Below are 19506 nucleotides of genomic sequence, written 5' to 3' on the forward strand. Positions count from 1 at the left end.
CTACTTTGTATAAGGGTTGTCCTGTAAAAAACACTCTTCATCTGATGTAAACTATTTTGTAGCTCCATAACGGATCAGCGCTCATAGTGATGATTTTCGAAGAACTATCCAGGTTAACTACTCTATTGAAATTGACAATCTCTCTAATTCTGTATAATCTAAACCTCTATTGAAAATATTTATCAATTAAAAATTCATAAAGAGAAGGACAACTATGATTAAAACATTACAAACTGAAAACCTTACCATTTCATATGATGAAAAAATTATCGTTGAGAATTTAAATCTTTCAATACCTATTGGAAAAATCACTGCTCTCGTAGGAGCAAATGGTTCTGGAAAATCAACCATTCTAAAGACTTTAGCTCGTCTTCTACAACCTAAAAATGGACATATTTTCCTCGATGGCAAGAAAATTCATCAATACTCAACGAAGGAAGTTGCAAAAAAATTAGCTATTTTACCTCAAAATCCAATTGCACCAGATGGATTAACTGTAAGTGAGCTCGTAGCTTATGGGCGTTACCCGCACCAAAAATCCTTTAGCACACATTCAAAAGAAGATTTTCAAATTATTAATTGGGCTATTGAAGCTACTGGTTTAACTGCTTTTGAAGAACGCCCCGTCGATGAACTTTCAGGTGGTCAACGGCAACGTGCTTGGATTGCTTTAGCTCTTGCACAAAAAACACCGATTTTACTTTTAGATGAACCGACAACCTTTTTAGATATGGGACATCAACTGGACGTATTAAAGCTTATTCGTAAGTTAAATGAAGAACAGCAACGTACAATTATTATGGTTGTTCATGATTTGAATCACGCCACTCGTTTTGCTGATCACATCGTCTGTATTAAAAATGGTGAAGTTCGTGCGGAAGGCAATCCTGTTGAAGTTGTCACTGAACCTATGTTAAAAGAAGTATTTCACATTGAAGCAACGATATTAAATGAACCTAAAACAGGTTTACCTGTTTGTATTCCTACAGATTCAATTGCAGAGGAGAATATATGAATACTAATCAGCTTCTTTGCAAAACAAATTCAAAAGCATTTTATACAACGCTTCTAATTAGCACCATCTTATTAATATGTAGTCTTTTTTTCGCACTCTCATTTGGCGCAAAATCGTTACCCTTATCAACAATATGGGAAGCAATTAGGCAATTTGATGAATCAAATGTGGAACATCAAGTTTTACATTCAGTCCGATTTCCTCGGGTATTAGCTTCTGCACTAGTAGGAGCGGCGTTTGCTGTAGCTGGAACTTTAATGCAAGGCGTAACACGAAACCCACTCGCTGATGTAGGAGTCCTCGGTATCAATGCTGGGGCAACCTTTGTTGTTGCGATTAGCTTCGTAATATTCCCAAATATTCCATTTACTTTATTGATGATTCTATCATTTATCGGGGCAACGTGCACAACACTTTTTATCTTTTTTCTTGGGATGAATGCACCAGGTGGATTAACACCGCTTAAGTTAACGCTAGCTGGAACAGTTATTGCCTCTATGTTGCATTCACTGACAGCTGGCATTGCCATTTACTTCGAATTAAGCCAAGACCTTGCCTTTTGGTACGCAGGAGGGGTTGCTGGTGTTGAATGGCCACAACTTATTGCAATAGCACCTATTATCGTAACTGTTTTAATCGCTGCGATGTTATTAGGGAAATCCCTATCGATTATGGCGATGGGTGAAGAGATGGCTATAAATTTAGGTTTGAATACGAAGCGAATTCGCATTTTAGCTATCCTTTTCGCCCTCTTACTAGCAGGCGTTTCTGTAGCAGCGGTCGGTTCTATTGCCTTTGTCGGTTTAGTGATTCCACATATTGCACGCAAATTTGTAGGTGTTGACTATCGCTTTGTATTACCAATTAGCGCTTTGCTTGGTGCGTTATTATTAGTTATCGCTGATTTAGTAGCGCGTACAATAGATCCACCTAAAGAGTTTGCCATTGGTGTCATTGTCGCTATGATTGGAGTGCCATTCTTCTTAATGATTGCACGAAAGGAGAAACGAGCACTATGAATATTTTTCAAAAACGAAAAAAACGTACTCGTCAAGTTATGCTCATCCTTACACTATTGACATGTGCAACAGTTTTATATGGGTTAAATACGGGTTCTTTAAAAATTGCACCTATCCATGTACTATTAACTTTTTTAGGTCAAGGAACAGAAATTGAGGAAATGGTGTTGTTTGAATATCGTTTGCCTCGTATTATCATTACAATCCTTGCTGGAGCTGGGCTTGGTGTTGCCGGCGCAATATTTCAAGGAATAACACGAAATCCTTTAGCAGATCCAGGGATACTCGGCATCCATGCTGGTGCTGGAGCAGGTTTAATGATTTACATGACGTATTTTACAACGATTAATACAATACCTGCCTTAGCTATTCCTTTATTTACTTTTGCAGGTGGGATCATCGCTGCTTCGCTGATTATGTTTTTTTCATATGAGCGACAAAAAGGGGTATTACCAACCCGCTTACTATTAGTAGGGATTGCCATTGCTGCTGGATTTAATGCATTAACACTGTATTTATCATTACAGCTTGATGAGAAAACATATTCTTTTGCAGCAAGTTGGCTTTTGGGAAATGTTTGGGGACGTGATTGGATTCATGTATACGCATTACTTCCATGGATTTGTATACTCCTGCCTTTAGCATTTATGAAGAGTAAAACATTAAATAGCTTTTCATTAGGCGATTCTATTTCTACAAGTATTGGGACAAAGGTTCAAAGCGAGCGTATTAAACTCTTATTTTTAGCTGTTGCTCTTTCATGTGCAAGTGTTGCAATGACTGGTGGTATTGGATTTATTGGTCTCGTTGCCCCACATATTGCAAGACGCTTAGTCGGACCTGCTCATGAACATTTATTACCGATCTCTGCATTTGTGGGAATTGTTATTCTTGTTCTATCCGACACGCTTGCCCGTTCCATTTTTGAACCTAGTGTGATACCTGCTGGCGTTATTGTGTCTGCAGTTGGTGCCCCATATTTCTTATATATTTTATTTAAATCAAAAAAATAGATTGTTTTTTACTAAAAATAATAATATACTACCAAAGTGGTCATTTAATTGATAATGATTATCAAAATCACTTTTTAGGAGAGTCCTATGAAAAAAACAATTTTAAGTCTGTTCACTGCGCTATCTGTACTTACATTAGCTGCATGTGGGAATGACAAAACAGCAGAAGAAACTACAACTGAGAAAGAAACTACACCAATTAAAGAAAGTGTTACATACGACAAAGACGTAGCATCAATTTCTATTTTCTTAACTGGTAACTTACAAGCACTAGAAATTACACCTGTAGGAACAACTACAAGTGATTTCTTACCATTAAAAGAAGAGCGTTTCCCAGAAACTGAATATTTAGGTTTCACAAAAGAGCCTGATATGGAAGCTTTAATCGCATTACAACCAGATGAAATTTTCATCGATGCTGAATTCGCTGAAAAACATGGTTTAGATAAATATGAAGCAATTGCAACAACGCATGTCATTAATCTAGATGAAGGCCGTTGGAAAGATCACTTAAACAACATTGCTGAAATTACTGATCGTACTGAAACAGCTGAACAATTCATTGCGGACTACGATGCAAAAGTTGAAGAAGTAAAAGTATTAGCTAAAGAAAAGCTTGGCGAAGGTAACGTAATGGCGGTTCGCGTATCTGCAAAAGGTATCCGAGTTTATGGAATGGAGCGTCCATTAGGTCCGATTTTATTTGAAGATTTAGGATTTACACCAGCACCTGGTATCGAAGCAATCGATAAAAACTGGGAGAACATTTCAAAAGAAGTACTACCTGACTACAATCCGGATACGATGTTCGTTTTAGTATCTTCCGTGGATGAAGGTAGTCAGCAAGTCTTTGATGAATTACAAAACGACCCTATTTGGCAAAGTTTAAAAGCCGTTCAAAATAAACAAGTAATCGTAATTGAAGAAAACCCTTGGTTAGACTATTCTGCTTATGGTAACAAATTAGCATTAGAAAACTTAGAAGAAATTTTATTAGCTAAATAATTTAAAGTATACACAATCTACTATACTTCCTTTACTGATAGAAACCCTTTTGTGAATGACAAAAGGGTTTCTTTTTTTGTGAGATCGCTAATGAAAACAAAAATGAAAGGTATTTTTGATGTCTTAGATATTTGTCTTAAATCCTCCTAAGTAAACTAACCCATTAAATAACTTATCAGTGTCAGTTATTTTCAAATCTGCATCTGTGTAGAAGAACATGGCATTTACATTTTCAATCCCTTTTCCAACGCAGATAGTGTTGATTTCTAATAACGTCTCATTAGAAACGGGTATTTCTTCTAATGCTTCTTCAACACTTAATAAATGATCAATCTTATAAACACCTATCATGTCCTCATCGTACCATTCTGTTTTGATATCAACACAAAATTGACACGCCTCATATTCAGGGTCGTCCATTTCTACATAAGTATTGTAGTCCAATTCAAAATATTTCTCGAATGTTTCATCATCAGATTCATTGATTCCTAGCCATATATGAACTTTAGACATATCCATTTCTATTTTTACAACTCACTCTCATAAGTTTTTTATGCTGCTAGCCGACTATGCACCTATCTCGCTACGCTAGCATCCACACTATTTATTGATCCAGTTAAATGGTTCGTTAATTCTATCGAAATCTAAAAATTTTTTAGTTTTACTCCTAGCCTCATCTGGAGTAAGTAATGCGAAATAACTACCATACTGTGTTTCACAAATTTTTAACTCCAATTTTTCTAATTCATCCAATTCGTTCAGCCATTCATCATTAAACCATCTATTGAATCTTTTTCTCCAATTAACCAGATAATTTCTTAATTCTTCAATATCAATTTGAAAAGACTCTGCTTCTTTTTCATCAGTATAAAAGTGTGCACTTGAAACATATTCTAATATATTCCTAAATATTGCACCCTCCAAATTTTCTGCATAGATAACTCCCTCGTAATCATCATGAAAACATAATGCAACTAACAAACGATTAGACTCCTCTTTCCAAACCCATTTGTCACCTCTACCACTAACTGCAAAAGGGGTAATCGAGTCTATTTCTTCCTCCTCATGTTTATAATTCATTACTTCTGTTTGGCTTTTCCATTTCATTTCATTGAGCCATAAATAATCTCTACTTTCTACATCTAACCATCCAAGTCTATTCATTTCTAAATATATTTGTGGAAAATTCAAACTTTTTAACATTTTAGTCCCCCATGTATTCCTTAGATACTGTCAAAAAAATAAACAAATATCCCAAATCGTCTCTAATAGCTCCTTCGATTCAAGCTAAAAAATTGTAGAATTTCTTCTATGTCGCTTCGGTTGAATCCCGTGCAACCGTTTAAATTTATACTACTCTTCCCTGTATTCTTCTAGTATTTCAAGAAACTCGAATAGATTTTCAGCAATCTCAATGTGAGTATATGGCAAACCAGTTTCTTCATCCGGCTCATCAAAAAAACATGCACAAACTGTGGGTTCATTGAAATTAAAATCCAAATATAATATGTTACCTGATCCATTCTCTCCAAAAGGAAGATATAACCTATTTCCTAAAACATGCTGCTTAATCATAAAAAATACATTTTCCGAAATTGTACTTTCTGTTTCTTTTGCCAATAATGGATATAAAAAGCTGATATTAAATACTTCCTCATCCTCGTCATAGATAGTATTTTCTTCTGGTACCCCACCATTTGATAATTTATAAAATTCGATATAAGAATCTGGCAACTTTTTTTCTAGAGCTTTTTCTAACTTAACAAAATCATCCTCTAACACTGCTCGTTTATGATATCTATTAATGAATTTTATTTTTCTCATAATGTTCTCCTAATACTTACGCATTTAAAATATGATTTGGGCTGTTGGTAATTTACAGCCACTTCCCTAACTTAAATCACGATAACGTTTGTCAGATAATTATTATAGTCGGATGGGTTATACGCTGCATCTCGTTGTTCGTTTGAGCCCTTCTCAATTCGTTTATCTAATGAATCAAATAATTCATGCTATAAATTTCTTATTCTTGGATATATGAATATATCTCGTCCTCTGATAGATCAAATAAATTCATCTTAATATTTTCATAATGTATAGATGAAATTTTTAATACTTCTTTGAGAGAAATACTGATTAAATAGAAATCACCATCTTCAATAGCCAAGAAATCACCATCAGATAAATCCCTTAAATGTAACATACTACGCTCTTCTACTTTTACTTCAAATACTTCACTCTCATTAAAGTTTTGAATTCCCCAAGACAATAGTTTTCTTTTTAGGGTTCCTTCTATCGTTATTTCTTTTACTTTAACAAAGCCAACGTTTATTTTACTTAGGTCTAATTCAGATTGGATTAATTCAACATCAGAGGAGACACCTGCAATTACTCCGTTGTTAAAAAAAATCTCAAGATTTACATCTTTTCTTATATTTTCATTAAATATTTTAACACCAGTTATAGAAAAATTTTTCTCACCTTTTTTTTCATATTTTTTAATAACTTCCCTATGAAATGAAACACCAATATAATGATTTAAATATCCAGTTACCGGAAAAACACCTTGTAAAATTCCTTCATTTATTTGATTTAAATAAATTGAATATTCACTCGGTAGTTTTTCTAAAACTGCTATTAGCATTTTATTAAACCAGTCAATATCAATTTCAAATGACCTTTTTTTACGAAAAAAACTAAACAATTTCATCACTCCTAATTCGTTATTAAAAGGATTACATTTCTTTGATGGAAACTAAGTAAAATAGTTAAGTGAGAAGTCGTAATTTGCGTACATTTCCCATCTCATTACGAGCTATATAGATTTTTACACCCAGTCTACTAGTAAACTGTGAACGGTTGTCCAAGAAACCTATTCACCTATCAAATAATCTAAAGCAGCTTTTTCCAGTGAGCGGGCAACATCATGTCATTTCAATGTCACGTTTCTAATAGTGTTCCAAACTCTTTAATAACAAAACTTTTTGCGGCTTTGAAACATTATTTCTTACATAACCTTCAAAAGTTCTTTCACCAGGTTTAGGAATGTAACCTTTATTAGAAGATACCTATCCTAATGGCTTTGAAGCTTTTCTTGTAACAAATTATTTATTTCATCTTTTTTGTGAGAGTAATGTCTTTTTTCAGGATGAAATGCAACCTCTCTTAGTGATGGACACTCTAACAAAGGTGATAAATCTCCACTTTTACAATTCCAAAAATTTATTTTATGCAAATTTTTCATAGATTTCACAAATTCAAGAGAATCAACATCTGAAACCTGTAATTCTTTTATAGTACTATTCCCTGCCAAAAATGTTAGATCAGTTAGTTTTTTACATTTTTCAATTTGGAGTCTTTCAAGTCCTTTTAGTTTATTTAGAGCGTGTGCATCTTCTAGATTATTTAGATACTGGAGCCAACACCATTTCAAGGAATCTAAATCCTCTATTCCAGTCAAAGAAATTAGCTTAGTCGAGGTGTCAAGACGCAAAAATTCTAATGATTTTAGTGAACAAAACTCTGTACAATCTTGTTTAATATATTTAATAGCGTATAAGCTTTTTAAATTTACCAGTTTATCTAAGTTTAGATAGTAATCTTTTCGAACAACAACCTCCTCTAATTTTTTAAAATAGTTCAAATCAAGCTTTATTGGCTGAGATTGTGTGACTTCTGTAAGATTAGTTAATGTAGATAATGCTTCAATATTTTGATACTTGGATAATTTAAAATTATCGCTAATCCGTAATTTATTGATAAATGTTTTGTTGTTGAAAGATGAAAAATCTAAGTGACATTTCAAATCTGTTGCCAGATTCAAATTACGGATTCGAATTGAATAGTGATTTTCCTTCTCAGCAATCTGTATTCCTTCCTCAAGGAAAAGTGGGTCTATCTCAAAAAAACCAATACTATCATTAAATGCATAGTTCATCATTATTTTACAACCACCTTATTCTCAATTTGTTTTATTATGCGTTGAGCGTGATTTGAAATATTTGTTGTTCTTTTATACCTATTGTTAAATCCATAAACGTTATAGTAGATCAGTAACAAAGCATAAAAAAACGGCAATAAACCCTAATTCATGGATTTATTGCCGTTTTAAATCAAACTTCAAATCATTTGAAGAAGGTATCTCTCGTACTACCTCTTCTGAAATGAAAATCAAATATAAATTTATCTATTTCTACTGGCGTATAATCCTCTTGATACCAATATTTCGCCTGAGAGAAATTTTAATATTAAATTCAGTCCAATTCGGCCCGAGAAAATAAATCCTTGATGGTAGAATCATCTTCACATGTATTTTTAAATGAAATAGCAAACTTCTCTAATGCTTTTTTATCAGAAGAATATGCACAAAACATATCGGCTTCGGGATCAAAATTGACAATACCTTTTAATTCGGGCATTTTTTCTTCAAGAAAAACTATTGCTAAAGAATACCAATCATAGCCATTCCCTTCGAATCCCTCATCAGATCGCGTATCAAAAAGCTCGTGTTTATAGGCACCAACATTTAAACATAAGGACGCAGAACCTCCATCATGATCCACCCAAAAAAACGGAGCTATTTTCTGTTTATCATCTATAATATTCATCTTAATCCTCCTGCAAATTAAAATTTTTTTTACACATCGTAACGTCACGCTATCACTGAATACATGGTAACATTCTCATAACACTTTAAATTACATGATTACCTAGTTCAATTTACAGCATGCTTTCTAGCTCTGCAGCTTCATTACCCTCTGGTGCTGCACTAAATATTTTCATAATTTCATCCAATTTTTATTATATCTCACTTTTTAGATTCTTCACACATTTTTTATCTAGAAAATCTATTAATTTACAAAAATCTCCCTAAGAGTATTCAAGATGCCCTCTTCAAATTCCCTGTTAGTACATGTAATCTTGTTACATCATTAGTAAATGTTAACATTAAAAATAAAAAGCAATGAACCCTTAATGGATTTATAGCCATGTGTTAATTTATCCAGATTGAAATCTAAATCATTTGAAAAAGTTGTTGTAAGTATAAACACCTTGTATTATTTTTCTCATATAAAATGTAATATTACTTCTATCGCCGATTATACGTAATAACCTCCTGATTGCGGAAAATACTCCATTAACATTTCCTGTAGCGAGTTGTGTAGTAATTCTACTTCCCATGAATCATGCCAAAAAATAAATATCTTTCCTTCTTTATTCATTAAAACAGGATTCCCTGAACCATCATCTGAAATCACATAAGCCTCTTTCAATTCTTGTGGAATCATATCTTCTCCACCTTTTCTAAACCGATGAGTAAGCTCAACTACAGTGGCTTTTCCCAATGAACTACCGTTTTTAAATGCATGTATAGCAAACCCTCCAAAAGCACCCCCAAATAATTTAATGAATTGAATATACTCTTCGTTAAATTTTACATTCAAAACTTGTTCAGCATTCAAAATGTCTTCGTCAGTCGCTGGTTCTCCTTTTAGCCCTTCAAACTCACTTTTGTTCAAAAAAGATTCAATTCTTCTAATAAGACTTGCATCCACAGTCAACACACCCCTAGAACATTTTCCATATTAAGTAAATCATGAATAAGGTTATAAAAAAAGCAATCAACCCTAACTAATGGATTTATTGCCGCATTTAAATTCAAATTAATTATTATCTACTGCATCAATTCCCTAACTCATATAGAAAATTTGTTCTTCCGCCTCACATGAAGTTTCTGTACAAGTACCAACATTGCAATCAATCATATCACCACTTATATTCCACCTAACCATTGAAGGTATCTCATATTCTTTTAAATTTCACAATCAAGTGCCTTTAACGTATAAGGCGTTGCGAATCAGGTACTTTTTCATTTTGAATGACGAACTGCAATATCTCATCTTCATCAAGTTTATACCCTGGTTTATCCTTTGGAATTTCAGACAGAGGTGTTTGAAGCAACGGATGCTCTATATTAGGTGTGGCTAGTCCCTCTTTTTCTCTTATTAATTGAATACAATAATAATCGTAAGGAATACAGTCGAACGATAAAATTTCACTTGATTTATCTGGTGTGTCGCTTAAACTATAGATGTGAAAATCACAAAGCTCATAAAGATGCTCTCCAAAATTATTTGTATCGTTCCAACTGTTCATTAATTTTTGGTAAACATGCTCTTCCGGTAAAATACCAAACAATTCAGGCATTTCTCCAGTTTTCCATTTGTGATATAGACATGTCATGAAAACATGATGAGTCTTATTCTCAGAATAAAAATCTCGATCTTTCTTGAACATATTAGTTGCATATTTATATGTTAGCTCTGCAATATCTTCATAACCCCATAATAAAGAAAGCCCAATAAGTCCTCCTATTTGCCTGTCCGATACATTTCTTCCACTTGGATTACTTTTAACCATTTGGTTCAACCAAAAAAGTTGTTGCTCTAATAAAATCCATGCTGATGGTTCTCCATTTAGTATTCTATTTTTTGCATTCATTTCAAGGTGAACACCTATTAATATTTTTAAGCGATCAGCTAAACGATTTCGTTCATTTTTTTGAATTAAATCTTTCATTTCATTCAGTCGATTATCTAGTAATTCTTTTACTTCTTCATCTGAAATTACTCGTTTTTTGTACTCTTTCATCACTCGATTAAAATACTTCCAATATTTATTAGTACGCATTCTTCCACTCCTTATCGAGTCCATTCAGCAATGAGAAAATTGCTTTTTAAGATCTATTTTGACACCAGTAACCTTATCTTAACTCGTACGTTCCACACCCCAAACGAAAGTTAAATCAGAAACAATAATATTTCTCGGTTACTTTGTAGAAAGAAATATCCGTTATTTAGAGATACAAAATTCTACTTTAACTAATAAACCTAACCTTTTAAACTTTTTGACCACCTAATATAGTAGCTGAACTGTTCTTCGATTTTTACGAACCTCAAACTATTGTCAAACTCAAATATGTCAACTACATCTTTTAATTTCGCTGGTTCTCCAAATTTTACTTTATATGCTAAACGTCCGGTACCCATCGATAGCTGCATTGTAGATGGATAAACATTTAAAGCAGCCCCATTACACATAATCTGTATATGTTTATCCTCTAGACGTTGTCGCAGGCTTTGAAGTGCTAGGAAAAAGTTTTCATGTTTGAAACTTATTGTGTCACCTAATATTAATAGTTCTATTAAAACCATTTCTTCATCACCTGGAGGTTCCTCATATAGTTTCAACATACCTTCAAATATTTTCCCGTCATTCATAGCAAGTTTTATAGTTTTACTTTCATAATTCAAAATATCACCTTCCCAATATTAGATTAGGAATAAATTCACTTGTAAGTGCCAATTTTCTTTTTTACATTACAGTCTACTTAAGTTTTGCCTGAATGTGCTTGCAAAATTCTAAGAATGAAGGTGCTACAACGATTGCATCATCAGGGTCGTAACTTTCTTCGTAATCCATATATTTAATTTCCCCAGTTTGGATATCAATCCAAAAATCATTATCCGCATGATTATCAGCAAAAGGGATATGAAATAAAACAAAGTTCTCGAATTCCTCAGAATAATCTATCCTTCTATCTCTAGCTCTTTCAATAGACATAGTGTAATAAGAATCATCCTCATCTTCTATTAACGGAATATGAAAAAAACTCCCGATTTCAATCGAGAAATAATCCTTATTTGTTATTTCATAAAAGTTATCAGGGTAAATATATGCCCCTTTAGTAAACAATCCACCATTCATAGCTACATAAAACTCAATAAAATCTTTTTTTCCTGGAAACTCATCAGATACAATCTCACTTATTTGGGAAACCGATATTCCCTTCCAAGAATTCTCAAATGAAATATCGTTATTCAGAAAGACATTAATGTTTCCTTTAGAATTGTTGTTCATTAAAATTCCATTCCCTCATTTTTCGTTTTCCATATTATTTTTACTTTATACACCAAGTTAATCAGAAATCATTCCTTTCTTTTTCAGAAACAAGAACCAATCATCCTCTTCAGAATTCGGGATAGCTTTACAATATCTAGATCCAAAAACATAATTTTTTAAAAAGAAATCTAATTCTCCAAAACAATTCATCAGAGTATCATCTTCATCCGTGATAAATCTATAAACATTCCCATCAAACCTGTTCATTATCAATGGTTCATAAAGAATTTGGCCTATTGATAACCATGATTCTTTTTCATCTTGTATATCTGAGAGAACATATTGATTTCTTTCTAATTCACTATAACTCCATAAATCAATATCACCACAACGCGCTCCGTTTGTTAAATTTAATAAGGCGAAATATTTTCCTAACTTTAAAGAATTAACCTCACTATCTCCCTCGATACCATCATTTAATTTTCCAAAAACAATATTTGAAGGATCTTCTTTTAAACTTTCTTTTAAGCAATCAACAATTTTTTTAATATCCTCGTTCATTAATAATCAACCTCGCTTTTTAGGTCAGGCATTTAAGTTTATAAAACCAAACGGAAATAAACCCTAAATTAATGGATTTAACGCCATTTTATATTGAATTATCTATATTAAACCAATTTGTTCATTCGCAATATTTCAATAATTCACCACGAGAATATCCACCTTAAATTTTTCCTTCTTTATTCACACTACCTGAGTTACAACATCACCTAACTATAAATCACGCAGAAACCCATTTTAAAATTCTAGAAACGCATCATTTTCATAGTAAAAAATAAATGCACTTAGCAACTGGTCTAATGATGGTTTGCCCAACTGAGCCCTTACATTTTCTAATACATCTTCAATACTTGCACCATCTAATGTTTCTATCCAGCCATTTTTTCTAGCCTGTTCTGGCAAATACGCATCGGAATCAGGTGAAAAATCAGAACTATCTAGTGAGAACACTCCTTCTGTATCCAAACTCCATTCAGCTTGATTGGGCGGGAGATAAAACCACGTATTTGGATTATTTTCTGGAAACAGCAAAACATCCCTAATACTTATTAAATTCATATTTTTATTCATCCATAACACCCCTTTTATTAAGTTTTTTATATCCATCCTGTTGGTAGATGAAGCTTTGATTGTACTGGTTCTGGTGCTCTATGTTATTTCTAGTTACAAGTTCTCAATTGCTTGATCACATCTAAAATCATCCAATCATAACATTGTAATCCTTATGGAATTGACTATAAGAAATACTGTTTCTTTATTTTAATATTTACGTTCTTCCTCTTCTTCATCTAGTAAGTAATTGAAAAAGTCAGAAAAACCTTGCCATACATCTGGCTTTGAAATAAAATCTTGCTTTTCTAATTTAGTTACTTCTACAGAATCAAGCCATATGATTGCTGGCTTGTTTTCAGTATCCATAACAATAATACTTTCGGCTTGTTCAGCAATAACAACAAATCTATTCGGTAAACCAACCGCCTCTCGGATTCTTAAAGTTTCACCTATAAAATTAGTTGGATCAGATAATATAAAAGAATGAATATCTATCCCCCCAACATCTCCTCCACTGTAGAAACTAGATATTTCACGAAAGTCATTAGGTAGTTTTATTTGAAGTTTTTGTTCAATTTTATCCAAGCACTCTTTAGAAATTCCATCAATATCGTATAAAGTTCTATATTTATTTCGCAATATATTCACATCATGCATATTCTTTCTACCTCTTCTAGAAAGTATTTTTTATATTCCATTGTTCTCGTGTATCGCCATCATATTTCGTGCTATTTATCGGATAAGATGTGGTGTATTTCTTTCAAATTGACTATGTATTATTACTTTCCAACACCATGTTAATGAGTACTTGTTTCTACGATTGCAGCTCTCAAATCTTGACTAAGTAATGTAACGTTACAAAGCTGCAATCAGATATTGTTTTGCCTTGTTCCTTAAGATTCAATTCATTTCTAATTGGTTCTTGTTGCATTTACACACTTTCCATATTAAGTAATAGTTTCAAAAAAATAAAGGGCAATAAATCCTAACCAATGGATTTATTGCCCCTTTTAAATCATTTAATCTAATTTTAACTCTTAATTATTTAATAAGTATAAGCATCAGACAAAATTTCTCTGTCCTTCTGTACTATAAACGAGGCTAATAGTGCTTAAGATTATTTTTTGCCAATATAAAAACCGTCTCTTGATTGTCGAGACGGTTCCCTAGTATCCATTATAAATTTTCATCAATGTATGTTTCTATATCTGAAGCAATTGTATCAATCGGTACATCTTCAGCATTCTGAGCATAGCCACTATACATTTTTACTAAGACGCCATCTTTATCAACTAAGAAAAATTGGTTTCCGTGTATCACTTGGTCGCTGTTCGGATCATCTTTTACCATTATTTTTGTTGATTTTACAGCAAACTGCTCAATATATTTTTGTGAATAACCCGTAAGAAAATTCCATTTAGATTCATCAGGAACATTATATTTGCTTAAATAATCAGCTAATACTTCAGGCTTATCAACGTCAGGGTCAATTGAAAACGCAACAATGTTATAATCTTCGACACCTTTTTTCTTTAGCTTTTCTTGAACTTGTGTCATATTAAAGGACATTGGTGGGCAAATTGAGTTACAATTCGTGAAAATATACATCCCAATCCAAGGTTTTCCTTTTAAACTCTCTAAAGAAACCTTTTCTCCGCGTTGATTGACATGTTCAAAATCTGGTAATTCCAAATTATAATCTGCTTTAAACTTTGTATTTCCACATGCACTGAGCACAGCTGTTAGTGCAAAAAGTAAAACAAGCCCAATTATTTTATTTCTCATTTTAAACACTCTCCCTACAACCTACATACACTACCCTCATCCTATCGCACGATATCAACGTTGACAAGGAACCTACGTGACATCTTTCGTACATCTTTGTGAAATCCATTTCACTTTAAGTAGACAAGTGCATCATGAATAGCATCCAGTTAAACCACTACTCGGTGTAGTAAATAAAACGATACTAAGATAGGAAAGCTGACATCCGATAGCATGTTTACCCACTGGTCCATGTGAATTCCTCCTCTACTTTTGCTAAAAATGGTCTCTGCAGAACATTCTGCAAAGACCATTTCTTTATTAAAGTGTCTTACTTCTATTATATTCATCTTCCCTTAGACAAAAAAATAGCCCCATCAGGGAGTGATCTTTTTATCCAAAGAGCAACTCTACATTATACAACTACTATATTAGAAATTACTCAACTAATTCTACAGTAAGTGTAGTAATCGTAAGTGGTGCTGTACCTTGAACTGTACCATCATAACCAACTTTTACCTTATCACCAACCTGAAATGTTTCGTCAGGATTCTTTGCAAGGTTTACATAAATTATTCCGTAAACTGGACTGTCTTCAGTTTCAGTTACATAAACAAAAGCTTCCCGATCATTTATCATTTCTTCAATCACCCCTATAAAAGTTGCTTCAACGTTCCTATTTGAGTTACATGTAATTAATAAACCGCAACATAGTAGAAATGTAATGATCAAACTAATTTTCTTATTCAAAATATAGCCCCCTTTAAATCTACTTCAAACACTATCACCTACTTCTTTCAGATTAATATTAACTTAAATTAACATTTATTGGTGCATTGATTTCTTTTCTATTCCAGCCAATTAAATGACTCCATAAATACAAATTTTAAGACCACCCATAAAATGCTTTTCTCTTTTCAATTCCAGTCTCGGATACGAGGTGTAAGTCGAAAGGCTTGATGTAGTCCCACACTTGACTAACAAATGTTAAGACTGCTGAACCTAGCAAAGCATAGATACCGACCTTGTAAATAGATTTATCATTTTTTAATTCTATATATTTTCTCCTCCTAAAATAAAAAAACTCCGTCTCGATAAAGAAACGAAGTTCGATTCGCGGTACCACTCTAATTGATTAATTCTACATTAATCCACTTAGACTATAACGGTAGCTGCCGTTCATACTTACTTAAGTTCAGTATACATACTCCTGGACGAGTTAGGGAATTTATTGACTGTTTTGCACCAACCAACAGCTCTCTAAACAATAATTGTTCCTTACTACTCCTAATCAAAGTTTACAATATTTGGTTTAATTTTAATTTATTATCTCTTTTTGTAAATAATAAAGTCCCCAAAGCGTCGTTTGGAAAGCTTTCTTTGTAGAGTCACCAAAGTCTCATTAGGGAACATAACAATCATTAGCAGCCAAAATCCCCCCTCATTCAATTGAATGGGGGGTATTCCCTAACTTGCGTTTGGGAACGGATGTATACATTATAAATCCTTGTTGCACTAAAGTACCACGTTAGTTAATTAATAATATATTTTTTCACTAAATAATAGTAACGAAAAAATTATGAAATGCGTGCAACAACACAACCGACCATAATGAACCAGTCTTTTTATAGACAAAACCAAAAAGTAAACCTATTGCAAAAACATATATATGGGTCCCAGCTATAAAGAAATCATAGAATCCAGCATTGTAAATCCAAATTGGGTAGTGAATGACCAAAAATAGTAAAGCAGTTACAATATTTGCTTTCCAAAAAGCCATTTTTTTATTGATTTCTTGTAAAATTAATCCCCTGAAAACAATTTCTTCGGCTAGCCCTGCCATAAGAAAACCATTAAGGTAATCATCAATGGATACTGAAAATTGAAATGATTGCTGATTAATGATATATGTTTCAAAAACAAAATATAAGCCAACTAACAGTGAAAGAACTACTCCCCAAAATAAACCTTTTTTAACATTAACGTTCACTCTTAAGTAGTCAAATGGGTTAGTATGTAAATAATATTTTATGTATAACCAAGTTGGAACAATCCATACGAACCCCTTAACCAACGCCTCTAATAATGGGGAGATTATTTCACCGAACGAATAAATGTAGTCAATTAACCATAATTCTTTAATTGTCCATACCAAATAAAATATGAGTAGAAACCCTATCATTGTTTTTACATCATTATTTTTCACTTTACTTTCAACACTTAATTGCGATTCCATTTCTACCTCCATTAATGAGTTATTCCCTATTTTTGAATATTTACCAAGCTTGCATTTAGGAACGTTATAATTAAAGAACTATATTATTACTCAACAACAGGTAATGAAGGAATGATTCTTTCTCCATCTCTATAAATCAATTTCCTTATTTTGTATAAATGGTAAAACCTAAACTTAGGCATCTCGTTTACGGTAAAATACAATAGCTACTGTAATAAAGATCAGTGTCCATAACATTGAAACACCTGTCCCTTGCATTGGTGTAAGGAAATTTATTTCATCAGAGGAAGGCGGCATATACATATAATATCCTGCCGTATCCGGAAAATAATTTTTAATACTGGGTAAAAAATCTCTCAATAATGGACTGACAATGAAATAATGACCAAGCAGTACCACTAAAGCAGGAGTGGTTCGTCTGAGTAGAACACCTATAGCTGCACTGAGAAGGGTGGTTAATGTTAGATAGCCGGTTGCACCTACTAAAGTTTTTATCATAGCGTCTAATTCAATCACTAATGCTGTGTCTCTCATCATAATAAAAGCATATAGTACACCTGATGCAGCAATAATAAACGCCATAGGAATAGTTACAATTGCCAAAGCTAAATGCTTCGTGGATAGTTGAAACCCTCGCCAAGGGATCGTAGTTAAAGTAGTTCGAATCTGTCCATCCGTATACTCTGAACAAGTAGCTAAGATACCTAGAATAATGAACCCTGCTTGAAGATATCCCATAGAAGCAAGTCCTATTTTCAGTATACTTTGCGTTCCTGCTGCCCCTTGTAGACCAGCAGAAGTAAAAGCTGCTGCTAAAGCTAAATTTAGAATGAATGTCCCCATAAGAGTGAGCCATACCAATGGTAATGTAACTAATTTTTCCAGTTCAGCACCAAGGATTAGTGTTATCTTTCTACTAGAAAAGACACTCATGATGTAACGTCCCTCCTATGGAATACAATGGCTGCGACAATGAAAAGAACAGCTACCCAAGCAAACATGATTAAACCACCTGTGAATGGGGTGTGAAAACTGTCGCTCGTAAACATAAACATATCAAAGCCAGCCTTATCTGGTAAGTAAAACGCTAATTTTGTAACCTTAGAAAGGAGGTAAGAGACTGTCACAACAGATGAATTTATCATGAGCACAGCAAGCGGGATAATGCCATTCTTAGTTAGAACCGTAATCCCAAATGCTAAAAGAGCAGTAAATATCCAGTAACAAACCGCGCCGATCAGTCTAGATGCTTCAAATGCAGGGGCGTATTCACCAAGAATAAGATTTGTTGCTGACACAGTTGTTAGAATAGCAACAACGGAAAGCAGTATGCTGATCACTGTCACTGCACTTGCTTTTGCCAGCAAAAAGTGGAAACGGGATGAAACAACGGTTAAACTCGTTGTAATCTGATTCCCTCCACCAGATTCACTGCTCTCTGTCAAATACTCACTGCTGACAGCAAGCACACCAAGAATAATGACACCTTGCACACCAAGACCTAAACCAATATAGCCAACTTCCGATAGACGTGTGCTAACTCCAGCTATAATCTTCTCTTTTTGTGCTGTACTGTCCAAGGCAGCAATGACCGCTGGGGCAAATGCTCCAATAAGAAAGGCAAGCCAAATACCCGGCAGGGAGAACAATTTAGATAGTTCCGCGTTAAATGCTCTCATACAACATCACCTGAATTTTCAGATGTCAGGGCAAAAAAGGCTTCCTCCAGCGTGGAATGATTACCTATTACTTCTTTCAATGTTCCATTTGCAACGATTTTTCCATGATTAATAATCACCACATCATCAACAGTCTCTTCAAGCTCTCCCATTAGATGACTGGATAGTAACACCGTGTTTCCAGACTCAGCGCGTTCACGTAAAAATGTCCGAATCCAACGAATTCCTTCTGGGTCGAGCCCGTTTACAGGTTCATCTAAAACCAATATTTTTGGATCACCAAGTAGTGCAGCTGCCATTCCAAGTCTTCTCCCCATACCCAAGGAATAATTTCCAATTCTTTTACCAGCTACATTCGTAAGACCTACTATTTCCAGAACTTCCTCGACACGTGAGCGAGATAATCCTGAGGCACGAGCAATCCAACGCAAATGTGCTCGTCCTGTTCGCATACGATGAGCTCCAAATCCATCAAGTGCGGCACCCACTGTTGCTAGAGGATTATGTAATTCTGCGAATGGCTTTCCATTAATTAGTGCACTCCCTGAGGTGGCACGATCTAATCCAAGCAGGATGCGAAGTGTAGAACTTTTACCTGCGCCATTCGGACCTAAAAAACCAGTTACTCTACCTGGTCTAGCTTTAAAACTGATACCTGATAAGATTTCTTGAGTTCCACGATGTTTGACTAAGTTATTAATCGTAAGCAACCACAACACTCCCTTTCTGTTATGGTTCTAATTATAAAAAAGCAAAGTTA

General features: G+C 33.8%; 23 protein-coding genes and 1 other annotated feature. Of the genes, 4 read left to right on the forward strand and 19 right to left on the reverse strand.

Going from position 1 to position 19506, the window contains the following annotated elements:
* Nucleotides 1–214: 214 nt before the first annotated feature.
* The 4 genes from ACB089_RS15765 to ACB089_RS15780 all read left to right on the forward strand — a co-directional run bounded on the left by ACB089_RS15765 (nt 215) and on the right by ACB089_RS15780 (nt 4052).
* Nucleotides 215–1015: an ABC transporter ATP-binding protein gene (locus tag ACB089_RS15765; RefSeq protein WP_374967251.1), complete on the forward strand. Its 801-nt coding sequence runs from the start codon at nt 215–217 to the stop codon at nt 1013–1015.
* A complete protein-coding gene (locus ACB089_RS15770) occupies nt 1012–2034 on the forward strand; it encodes a FecCD family ABC transporter permease (RefSeq protein ID WP_374967252.1) in 1023 nt (340 codons plus the stop codon). Before ACB089_RS15765 ends, ACB089_RS15770 begins: the two co-directional genes overlap by 4 nt.
* A complete protein-coding gene (locus ACB089_RS15775; RefSeq protein ID WP_374967253.1) occupies nt 2031–3047 on the forward strand; it encodes a FecCD family ABC transporter permease in 1017 nt (338 codons plus the stop codon). Before ACB089_RS15770 ends, ACB089_RS15775 begins: the two co-directional genes overlap by 4 nt.
* Nucleotides 3048–3134: 87 nt before the next feature.
* Complete coding sequence (locus tag ACB089_RS15780) at nt 3135–4052, forward strand: ABC transporter substrate-binding protein (protein ID WP_374967254.1); 918 nt, start codon at nt 3135–3137, stop codon at nt 4050–4052.
* Nucleotides 4053–4175: 123 nt separating this feature from the next.
* On the opposite strand, the gene ACB089_RS15785 is transcribed toward ACB089_RS15780, so the two are convergent.
* From ACB089_RS15785 to ACB089_RS15875, 19 genes are all read right to left on the reverse strand, one after another.
* Nucleotides 4176–4565 (reverse strand): immunity 22 family protein, encoded by a 390-nt coding sequence (locus ACB089_RS15785; RefSeq protein ID WP_374967255.1) that lies wholly within the window; start codon nt 4563–4565, stop codon nt 4176–4178.
* Between the two features lie 87 nt (nt 4566–4652).
* Nucleotides 4653–5255 (reverse strand): hypothetical protein, encoded by a 603-nt coding sequence (locus ACB089_RS15790; RefSeq protein ID WP_374967256.1) that lies wholly within the window; start codon nt 5253–5255, stop codon nt 4653–4655.
* A 150-nt stretch (nt 5256–5405) separates the two neighbouring features.
* Entirely contained in the window at nt 5406–5876 is a 471-nt protein-coding gene (locus tag ACB089_RS15795) for an SMI1/KNR4 family protein (RefSeq protein WP_374967257.1), read from the reverse strand.
* Between the two features lie 199 nt (nt 5877–6075).
* Nucleotides 6076–6756 (reverse strand): hypothetical protein, encoded by a 681-nt coding sequence (locus tag ACB089_RS15800; protein ID WP_374967258.1) that lies wholly within the window; start codon nt 6754–6756, stop codon nt 6076–6078.
* A 369-nt stretch (nt 6757–7125) separates the two neighbouring features.
* Nucleotides 7126–7992 carry a hypothetical protein gene (locus ACB089_RS15805; protein ID WP_374967259.1) on the reverse strand — a complete coding sequence of 289 codons (867 nt, stop codon included), beginning with the start codon at nt 7990–7992 and terminating at the stop codon, nt 7126–7128.
* A 313-nt stretch (nt 7993–8305) separates the two neighbouring features.
* Complete coding sequence (locus ACB089_RS15810; protein WP_368636549.1) at nt 8306–8659, reverse strand: immunity 51 family protein; 354 nt, start codon at nt 8657–8659, stop codon at nt 8306–8308.
* A gap of 492 nt (nt 8660–9151) precedes the next feature.
* Nucleotides 9152–9607: an SMI1/KNR4 family protein gene (locus ACB089_RS15815; protein ID WP_374967260.1), complete on the reverse strand. Its 456-nt coding sequence runs from the start codon at nt 9605–9607 to the stop codon at nt 9152–9154.
* A gap of 280 nt (nt 9608–9887) precedes the next feature.
* On the reverse strand, nt 9888–10742 hold the full coding sequence (locus ACB089_RS15820; RefSeq protein WP_374967261.1) for a hypothetical protein: 855 nt from the start codon (nt 10740–10742) through the stop codon (nt 9888–9890).
* Between the two features lie 200 nt (nt 10743–10942).
* Nucleotides 10943–11365 (reverse strand): hypothetical protein, encoded by a 423-nt coding sequence (locus ACB089_RS15825; RefSeq protein ID WP_374967262.1) that lies wholly within the window; start codon nt 11363–11365, stop codon nt 10943–10945.
* 73 nt (nt 11366–11438) lie between these two features.
* Entirely contained in the window at nt 11439–11972 is a 534-nt protein-coding gene (locus ACB089_RS15830) for an SMI1/KNR4 family protein (protein WP_374967263.1), read from the reverse strand.
* Between the two features lie 57 nt (nt 11973–12029).
* Nucleotides 12030–12515, reverse strand: coding sequence for a hypothetical protein (locus ACB089_RS15835; protein ID WP_374967264.1), 486 nt, complete (start codon nt 12513–12515; stop codon nt 12030–12032).
* Nucleotides 12516–12752: 237 nt separating this feature from the next.
* Entirely contained in the window at nt 12753–13085 is a 333-nt protein-coding gene (locus ACB089_RS15840; protein WP_374967265.1) for a hypothetical protein, read from the reverse strand.
* 189 nt (nt 13086–13274) lie between these two features.
* Nucleotides 13275–13724, reverse strand: a complete 450-nt coding sequence (locus ACB089_RS15845) for an SMI1/KNR4 family protein (RefSeq protein WP_374967266.1) — start codon at nt 13722–13724, stop codon at nt 13275–13277.
* A 519-nt stretch (nt 13725–14243) separates the two neighbouring features.
* Entirely contained in the window at nt 14244–14852 is a 609-nt protein-coding gene (locus tag ACB089_RS15850; RefSeq protein WP_374967267.1) for an SCO family protein, read from the reverse strand.
* Nucleotides 14853–15269: 417 nt separating this feature from the next.
* Complete coding sequence (locus ACB089_RS15855; RefSeq protein WP_374967268.1) at nt 15270–15581, reverse strand: hypothetical protein; 312 nt, start codon at nt 15579–15581, stop codon at nt 15270–15272.
* A gap of 345 nt (nt 15582–15926) precedes the next feature.
* Nucleotides 15927–16135: a binding site (T-box leader), on the reverse strand.
* A gap of 251 nt (nt 16136–16386) precedes the next feature.
* Nucleotides 16387–17067, reverse strand: a complete 681-nt coding sequence (locus tag ACB089_RS15860) for a lysostaphin resistance A-like protein (RefSeq protein ID WP_374967269.1) — start codon at nt 17065–17067, stop codon at nt 16387–16389.
* Between the two features lie 174 nt (nt 17068–17241).
* On the reverse strand, nt 17242–18000 hold the full coding sequence (locus tag ACB089_RS15865; RefSeq protein WP_374967270.1) for an ABC transporter permease: 759 nt from the start codon (nt 17998–18000) through the stop codon (nt 17242–17244).
* A complete protein-coding gene (locus tag ACB089_RS15870) occupies nt 17997–18746 on the reverse strand; it encodes an ABC transporter permease (RefSeq protein ID WP_374967271.1) in 750 nt (249 codons plus the stop codon). Before ACB089_RS15870 ends, ACB089_RS15865 begins: the two co-directional genes overlap by 4 nt.
* Entirely contained in the window at nt 18743–19456 is a 714-nt protein-coding gene (locus ACB089_RS15875) for an ABC transporter ATP-binding protein (protein ID WP_374967272.1), read from the reverse strand. The genes ACB089_RS15870 and ACB089_RS15875 overlap by 4 nt, the downstream gene beginning before the upstream one ends.
* Between the last annotated feature and the right edge of the window lie 50 nt (nt 19457–19506).

This window comes from Lysinibacillus sp. RS10, assembly GCF_041956855.1.
Classification (GTDB): Bacteria; Bacillota; Bacilli; order Bacillales_A; family Planococcaceae; genus Lysinibacillus; species Lysinibacillus xylanilyticus_A.

What these genes read in the sequence shown, in the direction of transcription:
- ACB089_RS15765 (WP_374967251.1), top strand. Translation starts at nt 215, where the DNA reads ATGATTAAAACATTACAAACTGAAAACCTTACCATTTCATATGATGAA.
- ACB089_RS15770 (WP_374967252.1), top strand. Translation starts at nt 1,012, where the DNA reads ATGAATACTAATCAGCTTCTTTGCAAAACAAATTCAAAAGCATTTTAT.
- ACB089_RS15775 (WP_374967253.1), top strand. Translation starts at nt 2,031, where the DNA reads ATGAATATTTTTCAAAAACGAAAAAAACGTACTCGTCAAGTTATGCTC.
- ACB089_RS15780 (WP_374967254.1), top strand. Translation starts at nt 3,135, where the DNA reads ATGAAAAAAACAATTTTAAGTCTGTTCACTGCGCTATCTGTACTTACA.
- ACB089_RS15785 (WP_374967255.1), bottom strand. Translation starts at nt 4,565, where the DNA reads ATGTCTAAAGTTCATATATGGCTAGGAATCAATGAATCTGATGATGAA.
- ACB089_RS15790 (WP_374967256.1), bottom strand. Translation starts at nt 5,255, where the DNA reads ATGTTAAAAAGTTTGAATTTTCCACAAATATATTTAGAAATGAATAGA.
- ACB089_RS15795 (WP_374967257.1), bottom strand. Translation starts at nt 5,876, where the DNA reads ATGAGAAAAATAAAATTCATTAATAGATATCATAAACGAGCAGTGTTA.
- ACB089_RS15805 (WP_374967259.1), bottom strand. Translation starts at nt 7,992, where the DNA reads ATGATGAACTATGCATTTAATGATAGTATTGGTTTTTTTGAGATAGAC.
- ACB089_RS15810 (WP_368636549.1), bottom strand. Translation starts at nt 8,659, where the DNA reads ATGAATATTATAGATGATAAACAGAAAATAGCTCCGTTTTTTTGGGTG.
- ACB089_RS15820 (WP_374967261.1), bottom strand. Translation starts at nt 10,742, where the DNA reads ATGCGTACTAATAAATATTGGAAGTATTTTAATCGAGTGATGAAAGAG.
- ACB089_RS15830 (WP_374967263.1), bottom strand. Translation starts at nt 11,972, where the DNA reads ATGAACAACAATTCTAAAGGAAACATTAATGTCTTTCTGAATAACGAT.
- ACB089_RS15835 (WP_374967264.1), bottom strand. Translation starts at nt 12,515, where the DNA reads ATGAACGAGGATATTAAAAAAATTGTTGATTGCTTAAAAGAAAGTTTA.
- ACB089_RS15840 (WP_374967265.1), bottom strand. Translation starts at nt 13,085, where the DNA reads ATGAATAAAAATATGAATTTAATAAGTATTAGGGATGTTTTGCTGTTT.
- ACB089_RS15845 (WP_374967266.1), bottom strand. Translation starts at nt 13,724, where the DNA reads ATGCATGATGTGAATATATTGCGAAATAAATATAGAACTTTATACGAT.
- ACB089_RS15850 (WP_374967267.1), bottom strand. Translation starts at nt 14,852, where the DNA reads ATGAGAAATAAAATAATTGGGCTTGTTTTACTTTTTGCACTAACAGCT.
- ACB089_RS15860 (WP_374967269.1), bottom strand. Translation starts at nt 17,067, where the DNA reads ATGGAATCGCAATTAAGTGTTGAAAGTAAAGTGAAAAATAATGATGTA.
- ACB089_RS15865 (WP_374967270.1), bottom strand. Translation starts at nt 18,000, where the DNA reads ATGAGTGTCTTTTCTAGTAGAAAGATAACACTAATCCTTGGTGCTGAA.
- ACB089_RS15870 (WP_374967271.1), bottom strand. Translation starts at nt 18,746, where the DNA reads ATGAGAGCATTTAACGCGGAACTATCTAAATTGTTCTCCCTGCCGGGT.